At 66.0% G+C, this 15,191-nt stretch carries 14 protein-coding genes; 11 read left to right on the top strand and 3 right to left on the bottom strand.

All coding sequences use genetic code 11. The annotated features are described in order from the left end of the window. Positions 1-46: 46 nt before the first annotated feature. Both EAH75_RS10445 and EAH75_RS10450 read left to right on the top strand, forming a co-directional pair. Entirely contained in the window at positions 47-1,897 is a 1,851-nt protein-coding gene (locus tag EAH75_RS10445; RefSeq protein ID WP_428993505.1) for an esterase/lipase family protein, read from the top strand. 163 nt (positions 1,898-2,060) lie between these two features. Next, on the top strand, positions 2,061-2,243 hold the full coding sequence (locus EAH75_RS10450; protein WP_140648562.1) for a hypothetical protein: 183 nt from the start codon (positions 2,061-2,063) through the stop codon (positions 2,241-2,243). 179 nt (positions 2,244-2,422) lie between these two features. Here the strand turns inward: EAH75_RS10450 and EAH75_RS10455 are convergent, their stop codons facing one another. Further along, positions 2,423-4,387, bottom strand: a complete 1,965-nt coding sequence (locus tag EAH75_RS10455; protein WP_140805363.1) for a CocE/NonD family hydrolase — start codon at positions 4,385-4,387, stop codon at positions 2,423-2,425. Between the two features lie 97 nt (positions 4,388-4,484). Here EAH75_RS10455 and EAH75_RS10460 point away from each other — a divergent pair, with 97 nt between their 5' ends. Next, positions 4,485-4,721: a hypothetical protein gene (locus EAH75_RS10460; protein WP_140805365.1), complete on the top strand. Its 237-nt coding sequence runs from the start codon at positions 4,485-4,487 to the stop codon at positions 4,719-4,721. A 190-nt stretch (positions 4,722-4,911) separates the two neighbouring features. Here EAH75_RS10460 and EAH75_RS10465 read toward each other — a convergent pair whose 3' ends face one another. After that, positions 4,912-6,702, bottom strand: coding sequence for an acyl-CoA dehydrogenase C-terminal domain-containing protein (locus tag EAH75_RS10465; protein WP_140805367.1), 1,791 nt, complete (start codon positions 6,700-6,702; stop codon positions 4,912-4,914). Between the two features lie 55 nt (positions 6,703-6,757). Further along, a complete protein-coding gene (locus tag EAH75_RS10470; protein ID WP_140648566.1) occupies positions 6,758-7,240 on the bottom strand; it encodes a hypothetical protein in 483 nt (160 codons plus the stop codon). A 111-nt stretch (positions 7,241-7,351) separates the two neighbouring features. Here EAH75_RS10470 and EAH75_RS10475 point away from each other — a divergent pair, with 111 nt between their 5' ends. From EAH75_RS10475 to EAH75_RS10510, 8 genes are read left to right on the top strand one after another with little or no spacing between them, the layout of a single operon-like run. Continuing rightward, complete coding sequence (locus EAH75_RS10475) at positions 7,352-7,825, top strand: SET domain-containing protein (RefSeq protein ID WP_140805369.1); 474 nt, start codon at positions 7,352-7,354, stop codon at positions 7,823-7,825. Between the two features lie 44 nt (positions 7,826-7,869). Beyond that, on the top strand, positions 7,870-8,430 hold the full coding sequence (locus EAH75_RS10480) for an RDD family protein (RefSeq protein WP_240046117.1): 561 nt from the start codon (positions 7,870-7,872) through the stop codon (positions 8,428-8,430). Then, positions 8,430-9,110 (top strand): RDD family protein, encoded by a 681-nt coding sequence (locus EAH75_RS10485; protein ID WP_140805371.1) that lies wholly within the window; start codon positions 8,430-8,432, stop codon positions 9,108-9,110. The genes EAH75_RS10480 and EAH75_RS10485 overlap by 1 nt, the downstream gene beginning before the upstream one ends. Continuing rightward, positions 9,107-10,084, top strand: coding sequence for a stage II sporulation protein M (locus EAH75_RS10490; RefSeq protein WP_140648569.1), 978 nt, complete (start codon positions 9,107-9,109; stop codon positions 10,082-10,084). Before EAH75_RS10485 ends, EAH75_RS10490 begins: the two co-directional genes overlap by 4 nt. Further along, positions 10,074-11,597, top strand: a complete 1,524-nt coding sequence (locus EAH75_RS10495; RefSeq protein ID WP_140805373.1) for a DUF4129 domain-containing protein — start codon at positions 10,074-10,076, stop codon at positions 11,595-11,597. Before EAH75_RS10490 ends, EAH75_RS10495 begins: the two co-directional genes overlap by 11 nt. After that, entirely contained in the window at positions 11,594-12,715 is a 1,122-nt protein-coding gene (locus tag EAH75_RS10500; RefSeq protein WP_140805375.1) for a DUF4350 domain-containing protein, read from the top strand. Before EAH75_RS10495 ends, EAH75_RS10500 begins: the two co-directional genes overlap by 4 nt. Further along, positions 12,712-13,719 (top strand): AAA family ATPase, encoded by a 1,008-nt coding sequence (locus tag EAH75_RS10505; protein ID WP_140648572.1) that lies wholly within the window; start codon positions 12,712-12,714, stop codon positions 13,717-13,719. Before EAH75_RS10500 ends, EAH75_RS10505 begins: the two co-directional genes overlap by 4 nt. Next, positions 13,719-15,026, top strand: a complete 1,308-nt coding sequence (locus EAH75_RS10510; protein ID WP_140805430.1) for a DUF58 domain-containing protein — start codon at positions 13,719-13,721, stop codon at positions 15,024-15,026. The genes EAH75_RS10505 and EAH75_RS10510 overlap by 1 nt, the downstream gene beginning before the upstream one ends. Positions 15,027-15,191: the final 165 nt, after the last annotated feature.

A 15,191-nucleotide genomic window follows, 5' to 3' on the forward strand; every position in this document is an offset into this window, starting at 1 on the left:
GAGTAGCGGACCACGGATATGGATCGTTCGGTGCATCGCGCTTGCCATGCTGCTTTCCCTCGGTGCGTGCGCGATGGTCGGGGTCAGCAATGTCAAACCGCACGACTATGTCGCGGAACGGCGCGCCGACATACTCGGCAGCGGCCGTTTGAGCGATGGCACGGTGCAGTCGCTCAGCGTGGTCGCGCTCGCCGCCGATGCCTGCGCGCGTGCGTTCGTGGATTGCACGGATACGGTCGCCCGTTCAGGCGGGCTGACCGACGAGCAGCGGCTTTCGACGTTGTCCGAACTGTGGATGAGCAAGGCGATGAAGAGCGACCGCGCGAAGGTCGGCACGCCGATGGACGACCCGACGCTCGATGCCTACCTGCAGTCCGCGCGCTACGCTTACGCCTACCTCTTCTATACCGCGCGCCAGCCATCCGACCGCGCCTTCGAACTGCGCCAGGTGCAGGTGATCGGCTTCTACAACTTCGCCGTGCAGCGCGCGGTGGCTCGCTTCTTCCATGCATTGCCGCAGCTGGGCACAGAGTGGACGCAGACCTCGATGGCCGGATGGACCGTACTGCGACCGCAGACCGATCTGCGCCTGGCCGGCGACGCGCGCGTGCCAACCGAACTCATTCCTGCCTCGGACCTGCGTTTCAACGGCCTGCGCAACGTCTACCAGCGCGACGGTTTCGGCTCGGATTTCGTCGCCGTCGCGCCACCGAAAGCGCGCACCACCGAAGTGCCATGGCGCAATCCCGGATACGTGTCGATGACCGGTGCGCTGGTCTTCGATGGCAATACGCTGGGCGACGTGCTGGTCACGAAACAGGTACAGCTGCTGGCGAAGGATCCGTATCGTGATAGCAGCATCACCGTCGGCGGCCGCGTGGTGCCGCTCGGCGCCAACTTCACCGCCGCCTATGGCATGTGGCTGGCCCGTTCGGGCTTTGCCAGCCAGTCGATCCGCTCGCTGCTGGGCCGCGAGGGCGGCATCGCCACGCCGCGCGTGCTGCTGATGCAGCCGTACGATCCCGATCGCCTCACCGTGGTCATGCTGCACGGCCTGGCGAGCAGCCCGGAGGCGTGGATCAACGTGGCGAACGAAGTCATGGGCGACGAATACCTGCGCCGCAACTATCAGGTGTGGGAGGTCTACTACCCGACCAATGCGCCCGTCGCAGTGAATCTCGTGCAGATCCGCAAGGCTCTCGACGCGACCCTGCAGCATTTCGATCCCTCCGGTCGTGCGCGCGCCTCACAGAACGTGGTGCTGGTCGGCCACAGCATGGGCGGCGTCATCGCGCGGCTGCTGGTGTCGTCCAGCGGCGACAAGTTGTGGGATGTCATACCCGTGCGCGCCAACCTGTCACCGGAAAAGCGCGCACGCGTGCGCAAGCGTCTCGCGCCCTACCTGCAGTTCACGCCGATGCCGCAGGTCAGCCGCGCCGTGTTCCTCGCCTCGCCGCATCGCGGCACGCCGTACGCGCAGCATCGCATCGCGCGCTGGATCGGCAACCTGATCCGCCTGCCGGTCAACGTGCTCAAGGAAGTGGCCAGCCTGTCCGATCTGATGAAGGGCGAAGGCCCTGGCGCGCCCACGCCGCTGCGCATACCCAACAGCATCGACAACCTCAGCGACACCGACCCCTTCATCGTCGCGGCCGCCAACCTGCCGATCTCGCCACGCGTGCGCTATCACACCATCGTCGGCGTCTACAAATCCACCGGCCCACTCGCCAACAGCAGCGACGGCGTGGTGCCGTACGAGAGCGCGCACCTCGACGGCGCCGACTCCGAACTCGCCATCCCGTCATGGCACAGCGTGCAGGAAACCCCGGCGGCGATCCTGGAGCTGCGCAGGATTCTCGCGCTGCATGCGGCAGCGTTGCGGGTAGCGAAGCCGTAGGGATCTCGAACATCCCACCTGACGGCATCATTCCGGCGAGGTCGGAGGAGTTTTTCAGCAGCGAAGCTGGTCATCGCACCTCAACAGCGATCCCTCCCTGACCAGCCATGCGGCTGTTGAAAGCCGCAGGGATGACGAACTTGAGACGGGTTACGGCTTTGCCGTGAAGAAGGACTTGCTGGAACAACTGCTCGACCTCAACCAGCGCGTCGCCGCACGCATCACCACTCATCAGCCCGTCACTGCACCGGGCATACCGGCGGGCTATCCCACGTCGGAGGCGTTGATCAGTTCCGATACGTTCGGGCAGGCGGGTGTGATCGCGAAGGGACAGAGTCGCGACTGACCTTTGCCGCGCTCCCTCTCTTGCGACCGAAGGAAGTCCCTTTACGGGGCAAGGCAGGAGGGTGGGGCGACCGAAGAGAGTCCTTCAGGTGAGGGGTGGCTCTTGATCTGATCTCTCAGGTCAAAAGCGAACCCCCCACCCAACCTCCCCCTGCCTTGCAGGGAGAGGAGCAAAACGACTCAGCCTCCCACCACCGGCAACGCAATAAAACTCGCCTGCGCCGGCGCGTGATACACGCGCTGGGTGGCCTTCACGTAATCCGCCGGTTTCGCCAGCATGATGTTCGGCACGAAGGTCTGTGGGTTGCGGTCGTAGAGCGGAAACCAGCTGGATTGCACCTGCACCATGATGCGGTGGCCGGGCAGGAAGACGTGGTTGGCCGAGGGCAGCGCGAAGCGGTAGGGCAGCGGCTGGTTCGCGGCGATCGGCTTGCCTTCGGTGAAGCCTTCGCGGTAGCGGCCGCGGAAGATGTCCATCGCCACGGCGAGCTGGTAGCCGCCCATCTCGGGTTGCTCGGCGACCTGGTCGGGGTAGACGTCGATCAGCTTGACCACCCAATCGCTGTCGCTGCCGCTGGTCGAGGCGACCAGGTTCACTTGCGGTGCGCCGCTGATGGTGAGCGGCGTGGTGAGCACGTCGGAGACATAGCTCAATACGTCGGTGCGGCCGGAGGCTTCGCGCTGGTCGTCGACCAGCCATTGCGACCAGGTCTGGCCGACGTCGTAACCCATCGGCTGAATCGGGCGCGCACGATACGGTACCGGGTGCGCGGGATCGGACACGTACTCGTCGTAGTCGGCGCCGGCGGCGGGCGCGGTGAAGCCGAGCTTGTTGCCGGCTTCCAGGTACAGCGCGCGGCTCTTCGTCGGGCAGCCAGTCGCACAGGCCAGCGGCCAGCGACCCAGCCGCTGCCATTGATTGCTGCCGGTCTGGTACGCGGTGACTGCGGCGATGTCGGCCTTCGGTGCGCCGTCCTTGAGATATTGCGCGAGGTACGGGCGCAGGATGTGTTCGCGGAAATACTGGGCGGTGTCGCTGCCGAACCGGATCGCGCCGAGCGAGCTGCCTTCGTCGATCTCCTGGCCGTGATGCCACGGACCCATCACCAGCCTGACCATGCTGCCGCTGGTGTCCTTCGGCTCGATCGCGCGGTAGACGGCGAGCGCGCCGTAGCTGTCTTCCTGATCCCACAGGCTGTGCACCAGCATCACCGGCACTTTCAGCGGCTGCGCGGCAAGCAGCTTGTCCACCGCCTGGTCGCTCCAGAAGCTGTCGTAGGCGGGATGCGCCAGCATCTTGTTCCAGAAGCCGAGCTGCTCCATGCCGTAGGCGTGGGCCAGTGCGCCGGCGGAGCCGTAGTGCATGAACAGGTCGTACTCGTCATGGTAGTTCGTCCACCACTTGATGCTGTTGTCGCGGCTGGCGGTCTGCTCGTAGACGTAGCTGAGGTTCTGCTGCCGGAACGCGCCGTTGTGGAACCAGTCGTCACCCATCCAGCCGTCGACCATCGGGTTCATCGGCACCGACACCTTCAGTGCCGGATGCGGATTGATCAGCGCCATCAGCGGCTCGAAGCCGTCGTAGGAGATGCCCAGCGTGCCGACCTTGCCGTTGGACTCGGGGATGTTCTTCACCAGCCAGTCGATGGTGTCGTACGTGTCGGTGGCGTCGTCGACGGGCGTGGGATTCAGCGGCCCGTGCACCGGCCGGTTCATCACGTAGTCGCCTTCGGAACCGTACTTGCCGCGCACGTCCTGCACCACGCGGATGTAGCCGTCCTCGACGATGACGTCGGTGGCGTTGTCGTAGCCCTGCAGCATCGGGCCGAGATGGCCGCTCATGGTGTGCGTGGTCAGCGCCTTGGCGTCGTACGGCGTGCGGGTGAGCAGGATGCCGGCGTGGCTGGCGCCGTTCGGGATCAGAATGATGGTGTGCAGCTTCACTCCGTCGCGCATCGGGATCATCACGTCGCGCGATACGTAGTCGTGGCTGTCGGTGGCCGGCACGAACTTCGCTGGCGTCTCGCTGGGGTAGTTCGGGTACTTTGCCTGGGGTGTATCGGTGGCCTGCAGCGCATTGCTCAGCGCGAACAGCAGGACGAAAAACGCAGACCTCAACCCGGCAGCGGTGTGACTCGATTTCATGGCGATCCCCTGATGGACGACTCGCCTAGCCTAACTCCAATCAGGATCCGGGAGAGGTGCTCGCCGAGGTTGGCAAGACTGTTGCTTTGCCCATGGCATGAACGATCTCGCCTACGACATTTCCCATTTGCTCGAATCCGAGCCATTCAAGACGTCCGTGCCGGAATTCAGGACGGCCCGGGTGGCGTCTGTGGCACCACCGGTGCAGAGCGTCGCCGCCGCACAGGAGGCGCTGGCAAAGGAACTTCTGCAGGCTGCCGCCGCGCATGAGGCGCTGATCCAGCAATACCTGCGGATGACCGATGTTGCCTATCAGGACAGCTACGGCCAGTGACGCGCTTCTCGCGGTCGGGATGGTGTCACTGCTGAGCCATAGGTGACCAAGTTCGACACCTCGCCGTGACCTTCGATGGACGGCGAGGTTTCCAGTTGTCCATGCTGGCTGCCTAGAACCGGCCAGAGTGGCGAAACAAAAAGCCCGGGCATGCCCGGGCTTTTTGTTTGCGTGTCGGTTCGGAGATGGCTCAGACGATGGCGGGCAGCGTATCCACGCCTGCCTCGATCGCTGCCTGGTGGGTCAGGCAGCGCGGCAGGATGCGCGCGAAGTAGAACTTCGCGGTGTCGTGCTTGGCCTGCTTGAATGCGGCGGACTGCGCGCCGGCGCCAGCCGCTGCCACGCTGCGCGCCCACATGTAGGCCAGTGCGACGTAGCCGGAGTAGTACAGGTAGTCGACGGCGGCGGCGCCGAGTTCTTCCGGGTTCGCCTGCGCCCGCGCGGCGAGTTTCAGGGTGAGGTCGCCCCAGTTCTTGGTGGCGACGGCGAGTGGGGCGATGAACGGACGCAGGGCCTCGTCGGCTGCATGCTGCTGGCAGAACGTGCTGATCTCCTGCAGGAAATGCTTGAAGCCGACACCTTGCAGCTGGAGGATCTTGCGGCCCAGCAGGTCGGCGGCCTGGATGCCGGTGGTGCCTTCGTACAAGGTGATGATGCGAGCGTCGCGCACGAACTGCTCCATGCCGTTCTCGGCGATGTAGCCGTGGCCGCCATAGATCTGCAGCGCCTCCTTGGTGCTCTCCTGGGCCAGTTCGGTGACCACGCCCTTGGCGATCGGAATCAGGAACGCGACCAGCTCACCGGCGGCCTTGCGTGCGGCCTCGTCGGCGGCGCGTGCCTCCACGTCGGTCTGCAGCGCGGTGTACAGCAGCAGTGCGCGCGAGCCTTCGACGAACGCGCGCTGGGTCAGCAGCATGCGCCGCACGTCCGGCTGCACCAGCAGGTTGTCGGCCGGCTTGTCGGGGAACTTCGGGCCGGACAACGCGCGTGACTGCAACCGCTCGCGCGCGTAGTTGAGGCTGTTCTGCAGCGCGCGCTCGGCCAGTGCCAGGCCTTGCACGCCGACCGACAGGCGTGCGGCATTCATCATGGTGAACATGGCCATCAGGCCCTTGTGCGGCTGGCCGATCAGGTAACCCTCGGCGCCGTCCAGGTTGATCACGCAGGTGGAGCAGGCGTGGATGCCCATCTTGTGCTCGATCGCACCGGCAGCAACGGTGTTGCGCGCGCCGAGCGAACCGTCCTCGTTGACCTTGAACTTCGGCACGATGAACATCGAGATGCCGCGGCTGCCTTCCGGCGCGTCGGGCAGGCGCGCCAGCACCAGGTGCACGATGTTCTCGGTGAGGTCGTGTTCGCCGGCACTGATGAAGATCTTGGTGCCGGTGATCCGGTAGTTCGTGTGGCCGTTGGCATTGCCGTCGCCCGGTTCGGCGCGGGTTTTCAGCAGGCCGAGGTCGGAGCCGGCCTGCGGCTCGGTCAGGCACATGGTGCCGGTCCAGCGGCCTTCGACGATCGGCTTCATGAAGCGCTCGCGCTGCCACTCTTCACCATGCATCTCCATGGCATGGGTGGCGCCTTCGGACAGCAGCGGATACAGGCTCCAGGCCAGGTTGCCGGACTGGAAGATTTCGGTGGTGGCGGTGCCCAGTACATTGGGCAGCGCCTGGCCGCCGTAGGCCTCGGGGTTGGTCAGGCCGGTCCAGCCGCCTTCGGCAAACTGCTTGAACGCTTCCTTGAAACCCTTCGGCGTGGTCACCGTCTGGGTGGCCTTGTCGAAGTGGCAGCCTTCCTCATCGGCGGGGCCGTTGGTCGGCGCCAGCAGCTGCTCGCTGAGGCGGCCGGCTTCTTCAAGCACGGCGTCGAGCAGGTCGCGGCTGTGTGCCTCGCCATCGCGCAGACCGGTCAGGGTTTTTTCGGCGCCCAGCACATCAAACAGGGCGAAGCGCAGGTCATCGAGGGGAGCCTTGTAAGCGGTCATGGTGATTCCTGGGGTAAAGGTGACATGCGATGAAAGGTGACGTCGTGGAACGAGATCAGCGATACGTGTTGGCAATGCCCGGCACCGGCGAGATCCAGTCGTTGCCGTTGAAGTCGAAGTCGCGCGGCTTGTCTTCCTGTTCAGGCTTGGCACTGGCACTGCCGCCGACGCGATAGGCCAGCCTGCCGCCGCTGCCTTTGCCGGCGATCGTCTGCAGCGCCTGCGTCATCGCCGCGGTGGGCAGCACGTCGAGCTGGATCACGTCGCCAGCGAGCGCCGGAATGTCCAGCTTGAACACGGCGTGCAGCCGGATCGGCACCGAGTCGGTGATCTGCAGCTGGCCGTCCAGCGATTTGAAATCCATCTCGCCGTAGCTGTTGTTCTGGATGCGCATGGTCAACTGCCACTGACCGCCGGGCAGCACCGACAGCTGCTGGATGCTCAGCGTGGGCGGGTAGACACTCTTCTTCGCCGGGCCGCAGGCGATCAGGCCGGCCGCCAGCAGCACGAGCAGAAATCCTTGCAGCAGTCGTTTCATGGCTTCACCTCAAACGATTGTTTGAATCTTAGCAAAATTGGCGGAAATTCCCATGACGGCCCGCAACGGGCATCATCCCCGCTCCATTTCCCAGAGCCAGCAGATTCGCCCATGACCTCAGCACGTCGCATCATCGCCCGCCGTTCGCCGATCCACGGCAACGGAGTCTTCGCCGTCAGCGCCATTGCCAAAGGCGAGGAGATCATCCAGTACAAGGGCAAATTGCTGACTCATGCCGAGGCCGACGAGCTGTATGGCGACGGTGGCGAGACCGGCCACACGTTCCTGTTCACCCTCAACGACGACTACATTATCGACGCCAACCAGCACGGCAACAGCGCGCGCTGGATCAACCACAGCTGCGCGCCGAACTGCCGCGCCGTGGTCGAGGAAAGCGCCAGCGGCGATCCGCGCAAGGACAAGGTGCTGATCGAGACGATCCGCGCGATCAAGCCGGGCGAGGAGCTCACCTACGACTACGGCATCGTGCTGGATGTACCGCACACCGCGCGCCTGAAAAAGCTGTGGGTTTGCCTGTGCGGCTCGCCGAAATGCAGCGGCACCCTGCTCAAGCCGAAGCGGTAGGCAACGATCAAAATTCGCTTCTATACTCCTGAAAGTTGCCCGACATGGGGGAGGGCAACGAGGACAGCAACAAGGGGAAGGAAGCGATGGAAGCGAATCCGTACGCCGCGCCAGCGGCCGTTGTCGACGATGTGGCCGCATGGGATGCGTATGACTTGGAAAACCGCAAGGCCGGGCGTGGCAAACGCCTAGGCGCTGCGCTGCTGGATGGCGTGATCAACCTGATCTGGATTCTCCCGATCATCTGGGGTGCCACCATGGCGGTTGACGTCAGGCACGGGCTGAAGCCGGCCGCGCCGATGGTGGGCGTGATGCTGCTGGGTCTGGCCCTGTTGATCGGCATCTTCGTCGTCAACTGCATGATGATTCACCGCAGTGGCCAGACCATCGGCAAGCGTGCACTGGATATTGCCATCGTGCGTACCGACGGCAGCCGCATCGGACTGCTTCGCTACATCTTCCTGCGGGTGGTGCCGATCATTCTGATCAGCATGATTCCTTTCGTGGGCAGGCTGATCAACCTGGTCGATCCGCTGCTGATCTTCGGCAAGGAACGCCGCTGCCTGCACGACCTGATCGCCGACACCATCGTCGTCGACGCTTGATGCTCGACACCGTTCGCGAGATCGAGACACCCGAAGGCATCTCTCTGCACCTGCGTGCAGCAGGTGCGCTGCCGCGTGCGCAGGCGTGGATGGTCGACCTGGTTTTGCGCATGGGCGTGTTCACGGTGGCGATGATCCCGCTGTCGCTGTTCGGCGCGGGCGGCAACGGGCTGGCCATGTTGTTGCTGTTCGCGCTGATGTGGGCGTACTGGGTGGTGTGCGAGGTCTGGCTGGATGGGCAGACGTTGGGCAAGCGCGCGCTGGGCTTGCGTGTGGTCAACGCGGACGGCACGCCGGTGACGTGGCTGCCGTCGGTGGTGCGCAACCTGCTGCGCGTGGTGGACGTGTTGCCGGGCGTATACGGCGTGGGTCTGGCCAGCACACTGATCGATCCTTATGGGCGCCGGCTGGGTGACATCGTGGCCGGCACGATGGTGATCCATGCCAGCGACCTGCCGACAGGTCAGCAGGTGCCGGCGGCCGCCGCCGTGCCACTGCCGCTGGTGCTTGCCGCCGACGAGCAGGCGGCACTGGTGGAGTTTGCCGAACGCTCGGGCCAGCTCACCCTGCAGCGGCAGGAGGAGCTGGCCAATCTGCTCACACCGTTGACCGCGCGCAGTGATACCGCGGCAGTACGGCAATTGATCGGGCATGCCAACTGGCTGCTGGGGCGGCCATGAAGCAGCAGCGTTTCGTGGCGCTGCATGGAGGCGAGTGGGACAGCCTGCAGTCGTGGCTGAGCGCACTCGAACGGCAGCCCAAGCGCACTCTTCGGCAGGAACAGGCGCTGGATTTTCCGCAGTCGTATCGACGCGCCTGCCACCATCTGGCGCTGGCGCGCGGGCGCGGTTACAGCCATGAAGTCACCGATCGCCTGCAGCGCCTGGTGCAGCAGGGGCATCGCGTGCTGTATCGGGCACCGGCACCGCGCTGGCATCGGGTGGCCAGTTTCCTGGTCGCGGGATTCCCGCGCCTGGTGCGCGCGCAGTGGCGCTGCATGATCGCGGCGGCGGTGCTGTTCTACGTGCCCGCCCTGATCACCCTGGTGCTGATGCAACTGCGGCCCGAGCTGGCGCATACGGTATTCAGCAGCGCCCAGCTGGCCGATTTCGAAAAGATGTACGACCCGGCGAATGCGCACATCGGCCGCAACAGCGGCACCGACATGCAGATGTTCGGTTTCTACGTGATGAACAACGTCAGCATCGCGTTCCGCACGTTTGCGTCGGGATTGTTCTTCGGGGTCGGCGCGATCTACGTGCTGGGTGCCAACGGCGTGCTGATCGGAGGTGTCGCCGGGCATCTCACCGCGATCGGTTACGGCGGTCCATTCTGGCGTTTCGTGGTGGGACATTCGGCGTTCGAATTGAGCGCGCTGGTGATCGCCGGCGGCGCCGGCCTGCAGTTGGGGCTGACCTTGCTGATGCCGGGCCGGCAGAGGCGCGGCCCGGCGCTGGTCGCGGCTGGCTGGGTCGGTGCGCAGCTGGCGCTGGGCGCGTTCGCGATGTTGCTGGCGGCGGCCTTCGTCGAGGCGTACTGGTCGTCGATCGCGGCGCTGCCGGATCTGCTGAAGTTCGGCAGCGGCGCGTTGCTGTGGGTGCTGGTGCTGGGCTGGTTGTGGCGCGGCGGCAGGGCGGGTACGCATGGAGCTTGAACGGATCAGCGTGGTGCTGCGGCCGCGCGCACCGCGCGAGGTGCTGGATCTGGGCGCCGCGATGTTGCGCGCAAATGCCGTGGCGGTGTGGTCGGCATGGTTCGCGTTTACGGTGCCGATCTTCATCGCCTGCAATGTGCTGGGCGTGCTGCTGGGCCTGCCGTGGCTGGGTCTGGTGTTGATGTGGTGGCTGAAGCCGATGTTCGACAGGTTGCCGCTGTACGTGTTGTCGCGCGCCGTGTTCGATCGCGCACCGAACTGGCGCGAAACCCTGCGCGGCCAGCGTCAGTGGAGCTGGCGCAGCACACTGGCCGCGCTCAGCTGGCTGCGTATCGACAGCAATCGCGCACTGCGCCTGCCGATGGAATTGCTTGAAGGCGCACCGCGCAAACAACGCATGGCTCGCTGGAAAGTGCTGCGTCGGCGCATCGTGGCCGACACCAGTCTGTTGACGTATGGCTGCCTGCAATTCGAGCTGGTGCTGTTTCTCAGTGTATGGCTGCTGGTGCTGCTGCTGATACCGAGCGAGTGGTTGCCGCAATCGCTGGCCGATTTCTTTCGTCACGACGTGCGTGACGCATCGACGATGTGGACGCTGCTGGGCGCAACCGTGGCCTATCTGGCGATGAGCGCGATTGAACCGCTGTACGTGGCGTGCGGGTTCGCGCTGTATCTCAACCGGCGTACGCAGCTGGAAGCGTGGGACATCGATCTGGCGTTCCGGCGCCTGCGTACACGGCTGCAGGCGCTGGGCAAGGTGTTGGGCGTGTTGCTGGTGTGTGCGTGCGTGTGGCCAATGTCGGGCCATGCGGCGACACCGGCGGATGCACCGCCGAAGCCCATGGTGACATCGTTGCAGCAAGTATTCCGGCAGCCGATGGACAGCGCCGATCAGCGCTTTGCCACGGCAGCGGCGGAGACGTACCGCGATCCGCGTTTCGGTGGTGAACACAAGCTGCGCAAGTGGGTCTTCAAGTACACGCCGAAGGCTGCGACGAGCGCGCAGCCGATACTGTTCCCGGCCTTCGGCACCGCTCTGGCCGTCGTATTCAAGGCCTTCATGTGGCTGCTGCTGATCGTGGCGATCGGGGCGCTGCTGCGCTTCGCCTGGCGCTGGCGTGGGCGCCTGGCGCCGACGCCAGCCGAACCGGCGTCGGCGCTGTCGCAGAGTGTGCATGCGAGTGTCGTGGCGGACGCGCCGCTGCCGGCCGATCTGGCGGGCGCCGCGCGTGCGTTGTGGCAGGCGCAGTATCAGCGTGAGGCGCTGGCGCTGATGTATCGCGGCTGCGTGGAACAGACCGCCCGACTGCTGAAGGTGCCGCCGTCCCCAGATGCGACCGAGGCGGACTGGCTGCGCCAGGCCGCGGCGATCGACGACCCAGCCCGCGCGCAACGCGTCATCGCGATCGTGCGCACCTGGCAGTTCGCCGCCTATGCGGGGCGCTATCCGGATGACGCCGGCATCGAGAGCCTGCTCGCCGGATGGCCGGCGCAGACAGGAGTGCCGGCATGAATCGCAAGCCGCTCTATGTGATTCTGCTGGTGCTCGCGGTGCTGCTGCTTCTTGTCGGTGGATTCTTCGCCCTGTTCGAGCACAAGGACGTCAGCGAGCCGGCGGCTGCTACGGGCGAGGCGCGCTTCAACCGCTTCTTCGCGCTGGAGCAGACGCTGGATCGGCTGAACCTGCCGGCGACCTCGCTGACCACGCTCGATCCGCAACGGGTGCCGTTGCATCCGGGCGATACCCTGGTGCTGGGTGACGACGTGGCCCGGGTCGATGTCGACGATGCCACGCGTATAGCCGCATGGGTTCGTGGCGGCGGTCACTTGCTGCTGTCGCCGGGGTTACCGGATTTGGCCGTCCATACGCCATTGTTCGAGGCGCTTGGCCTGCTCGATCCGCGCCCGGCGAAATATGCCTGCAGCGCGATCCACATGGATGAAATCACCAACGACAAGGACACTACCCGGTTGTGCGGCACGCGGTTCCGGCTCAAGTCGGCAGCGAGCGCGGCCGTCGATGCGGCGATCGGCGACGCGCAGGGCGGCTATCTGTTTGCCCGCACGCGGGTGGCCAGGGGCTCGGTCAGCCTGCTGGTCAACCTGGACACTCTCTCCCGCAACGCTCTGAAGCACCCCGCGGCGCAGCAGTTCGGCTGGCGCCTGCTGGCGCCCAACATGGGCAACGGCCGCGTCTATCTCGTCTACGCACTGGACGGCATCTCGTTCCTGAAAATGCTGCTGCGCGATGGCTGGCCGGCGCTGCTGGCGCTGACCCTGCTGCTGGCCGGCTGGATGGCCAGCAGCAGCGCGCGGCTGGGTCCGCTGATGCCGGCGCCGGTACTGCATCGACGCGCGTTGCTCGAACATGTGCAGGCCGCCGGCGAGTTTCTGTATCGCCGCGATGGCGGTCGCAGCCTGCACAACTTGGCCTGCCACACCGTGCTGGCGCGCCTGCGCCGGCGCGATCCGGCCTGCGCGATGTTTAACGGCGACGCCTTGTATGCGCGCCTGGCCGAGCGCAGCGATCTCGATGCGCTGCAAATCGCCCAGGCCTTCCAGTCACCCGCGAACGCACCGGCGTTTCGCGCAAGCATCATCACCCTGGCGCGACTCAGGAGCCACTCATGACCACCGAGACACTTGCCGCTGTACCGGCTACCCTGCTGGCGCCGCTTTCGATCGCGGAACTCGGCGCGCATGCGCGGGCGCTGCGCGAGCAGGTCGCGCACGCCTTCATCGGCCAGGCGGAAGTGTTCGACCAGGTGCTGCTGGCGCTGCTGGCGGCAGGCCACGTGCTGATCGAAGGCGTGCCGGGGCTGGGCAAGACCCTGCTGGTGCGCGCACTGGCCGCATCGGTCGGCTGCACCTTCGGGCGCATCCAGTTCACGCCCGACCTGATGCCGGCCGACGTCACCGGCCACGCCATCTACGATCCGAAAGCCGAGCGTTTCCAGATCCGTCGCGGCCCGGTATTCGCCAACCTGCTGCTGGCCGACGAGATCAATCGCGCGCCGGCGAAAACGCAGGCGGCGCTGCTCGAATCCATGCAGGAAGGGCAGGTGACCATCGAAGGTCGCCGCTTCGCGCTGCCGGCACCGTTCATGGTGGTGGCCACGCAGAACCCGATCGAGCAGGAGGGTACCTATCCGCTGCCCGAGGCGCAGCTGGACCGGTTCCTGATCAAGGTGGTGATCGGCTATCCCAGCGCGGAGGACGAGAGCCGCATGGTCGCCAGCGTGGTCAACGGCAAGGTGGCATCCGACCTCGATGTGTCGCAGGTGAAGCCGGTGATGGGACAGGCGGAACTGCTGGCCTTGCAGCAGGGTGTCGCCGCGACCCGCATGGACAAGACGGTGACCGACTACGCCGTGCGCATCGTGCGCACTACGCGCGAGTGGCCGGGCGTGATCGGCGGCGCGGGCCCGCGTGGGGGCCTGGCGCTGGCGCGGCTGGCGCGCGCGCAGGCGGTGCTCGATGGTCGCGATTTCGTCACGCCCGACGATGTGCGCGCGGTGGCCTTGCCGGCCTTGCGGCATCGGCTGGTGCTGGCGCCGGAAGCTCTGATCGAACGCCAGCGCCCCGACGACGTACTCACCGCGCTGCTGCACAAGGTGCCTGCGCCGCGCCAATGATGCGACCCGCACCTCTACTGCTGTGGTTGCTGTCCGGCTGGACCGTGCTCGGCGTGCTAGCCAGTCTGGCGTGGCTGCCGTTGACGGCATGGCTGGCGTGCGGCGCTGTCATCGCGGTGCTGGCATGGGTCGATGGCTGGCGTTTGCGGCGGATGCCTTCGCCGAGCGTGCAGCGCGACGTATCGCCGGTGATGCCGCTGGGGCCCGAGGCGCGGGTGGGTCTGCGTCTGCGTGCGTCGGCGACACGCATCCAACAACTGCGGCTGCACGACCTGCATCCGGGCGGCTGGGCGGTGCGCGGCATGCCGCGCAAAGTTTCCTTGCAGCCGGGCAACGACGTGCTGCTCGACTATGCGGTGACGCCGGACGCGCGCGGCCAGTTCGCCTTCGACGGTTGCCATCTGCAATTGCGTTCGCCGTGGCATTGCTGGTCGTCGTGCCGCGTCGTCGGCGCGGCCTCGACGGTGCGGGTATATCCGAATTTCGCGTCGCTGGCCGAGCTGGCGGGGCTGAGCGTGGAGCTCGCTTCGCGCAGTGTCGGCGCGCGGCTGCAGCGGCGGCGCGGCGAAGGCACCGAGTTCCAGGAACTGCGCGATTACCGGGTCGGCGACAGCCTGCGCAAGATCGACTGGAAGGCCACCGCGCGCAGCAGCCGGCTGATCTCGCGTGAGTACCGCGACGAACGCAACCAGCAGGTGGTGCTGATGCTCGACTGCGGCCGACGCATGCTGGCGCAGGACGATCAGCTGGCGCATTTCGATCACGTCTTGAACGCGTCGCTGGCGCTGGCCAGCATCGCACTGCGCCAGGGCGATGCGGTCGGCATGCTGGCCTGCACCGGACAGCAGCAACGCTGGCTGCCGCCGCAGCAGGGCAGCGGTGGCATGGACATGCTGCTGGGCGCCGGCTACGACCTGCAGGCGATGCCGCTGGCCACCGACTACCTCGCCGCTGCCAGTGCCTTGCAGGCGCATCAGCGGCGCCGCGCGCTGGTGGTGCTGATCACCAACGTACGCGACGAAGACGATGTGGAGCTGCGCATGGCGGTATCGATGCTGGCCAAGCGGCACCTGGTGATGCTGGTCAGCCTGCGCGAACTGGCACTGGATCGTGCCGCGGTCGAACCGGGCGACGATCTGGAAACCAGCATCCGCAGCGCGGCGGCGATGCACTACCTGGCCGAGCGCGAGCGCGTGCACGAAGGCCTGCGCCGCGAAGGCATCAACACGCTCGATGTCGGCTGCGCGGAATTGTCCGGTGCGCTGATCGAGCGCTACCTGGCCGTGAAGCGCAGCAGTCGGCTGTAGGTCGGGATTCGAATTGGCGTCGAGGCTCGGCCGAAATGGCCCTTCTCCCTTTGGGAGAAGGTGGCGCGCAGCGCCGGATGAGGGTATGGGCGAAGCGTGGAGCCGCAATATGGATTGCTGCCATAGCTCGCTTCGCCCGTACCCTCACCCCAACCCCTCTCCCGA

This window comes from Rhodanobacter glycinis (assembly GCF_006438785.1).
In the GTDB taxonomy this organism is placed as follows: Bacteria; Pseudomonadota; Gammaproteobacteria; order Xanthomonadales; family Rhodanobacteraceae; genus Rhodanobacter; species Rhodanobacter glycinis_A.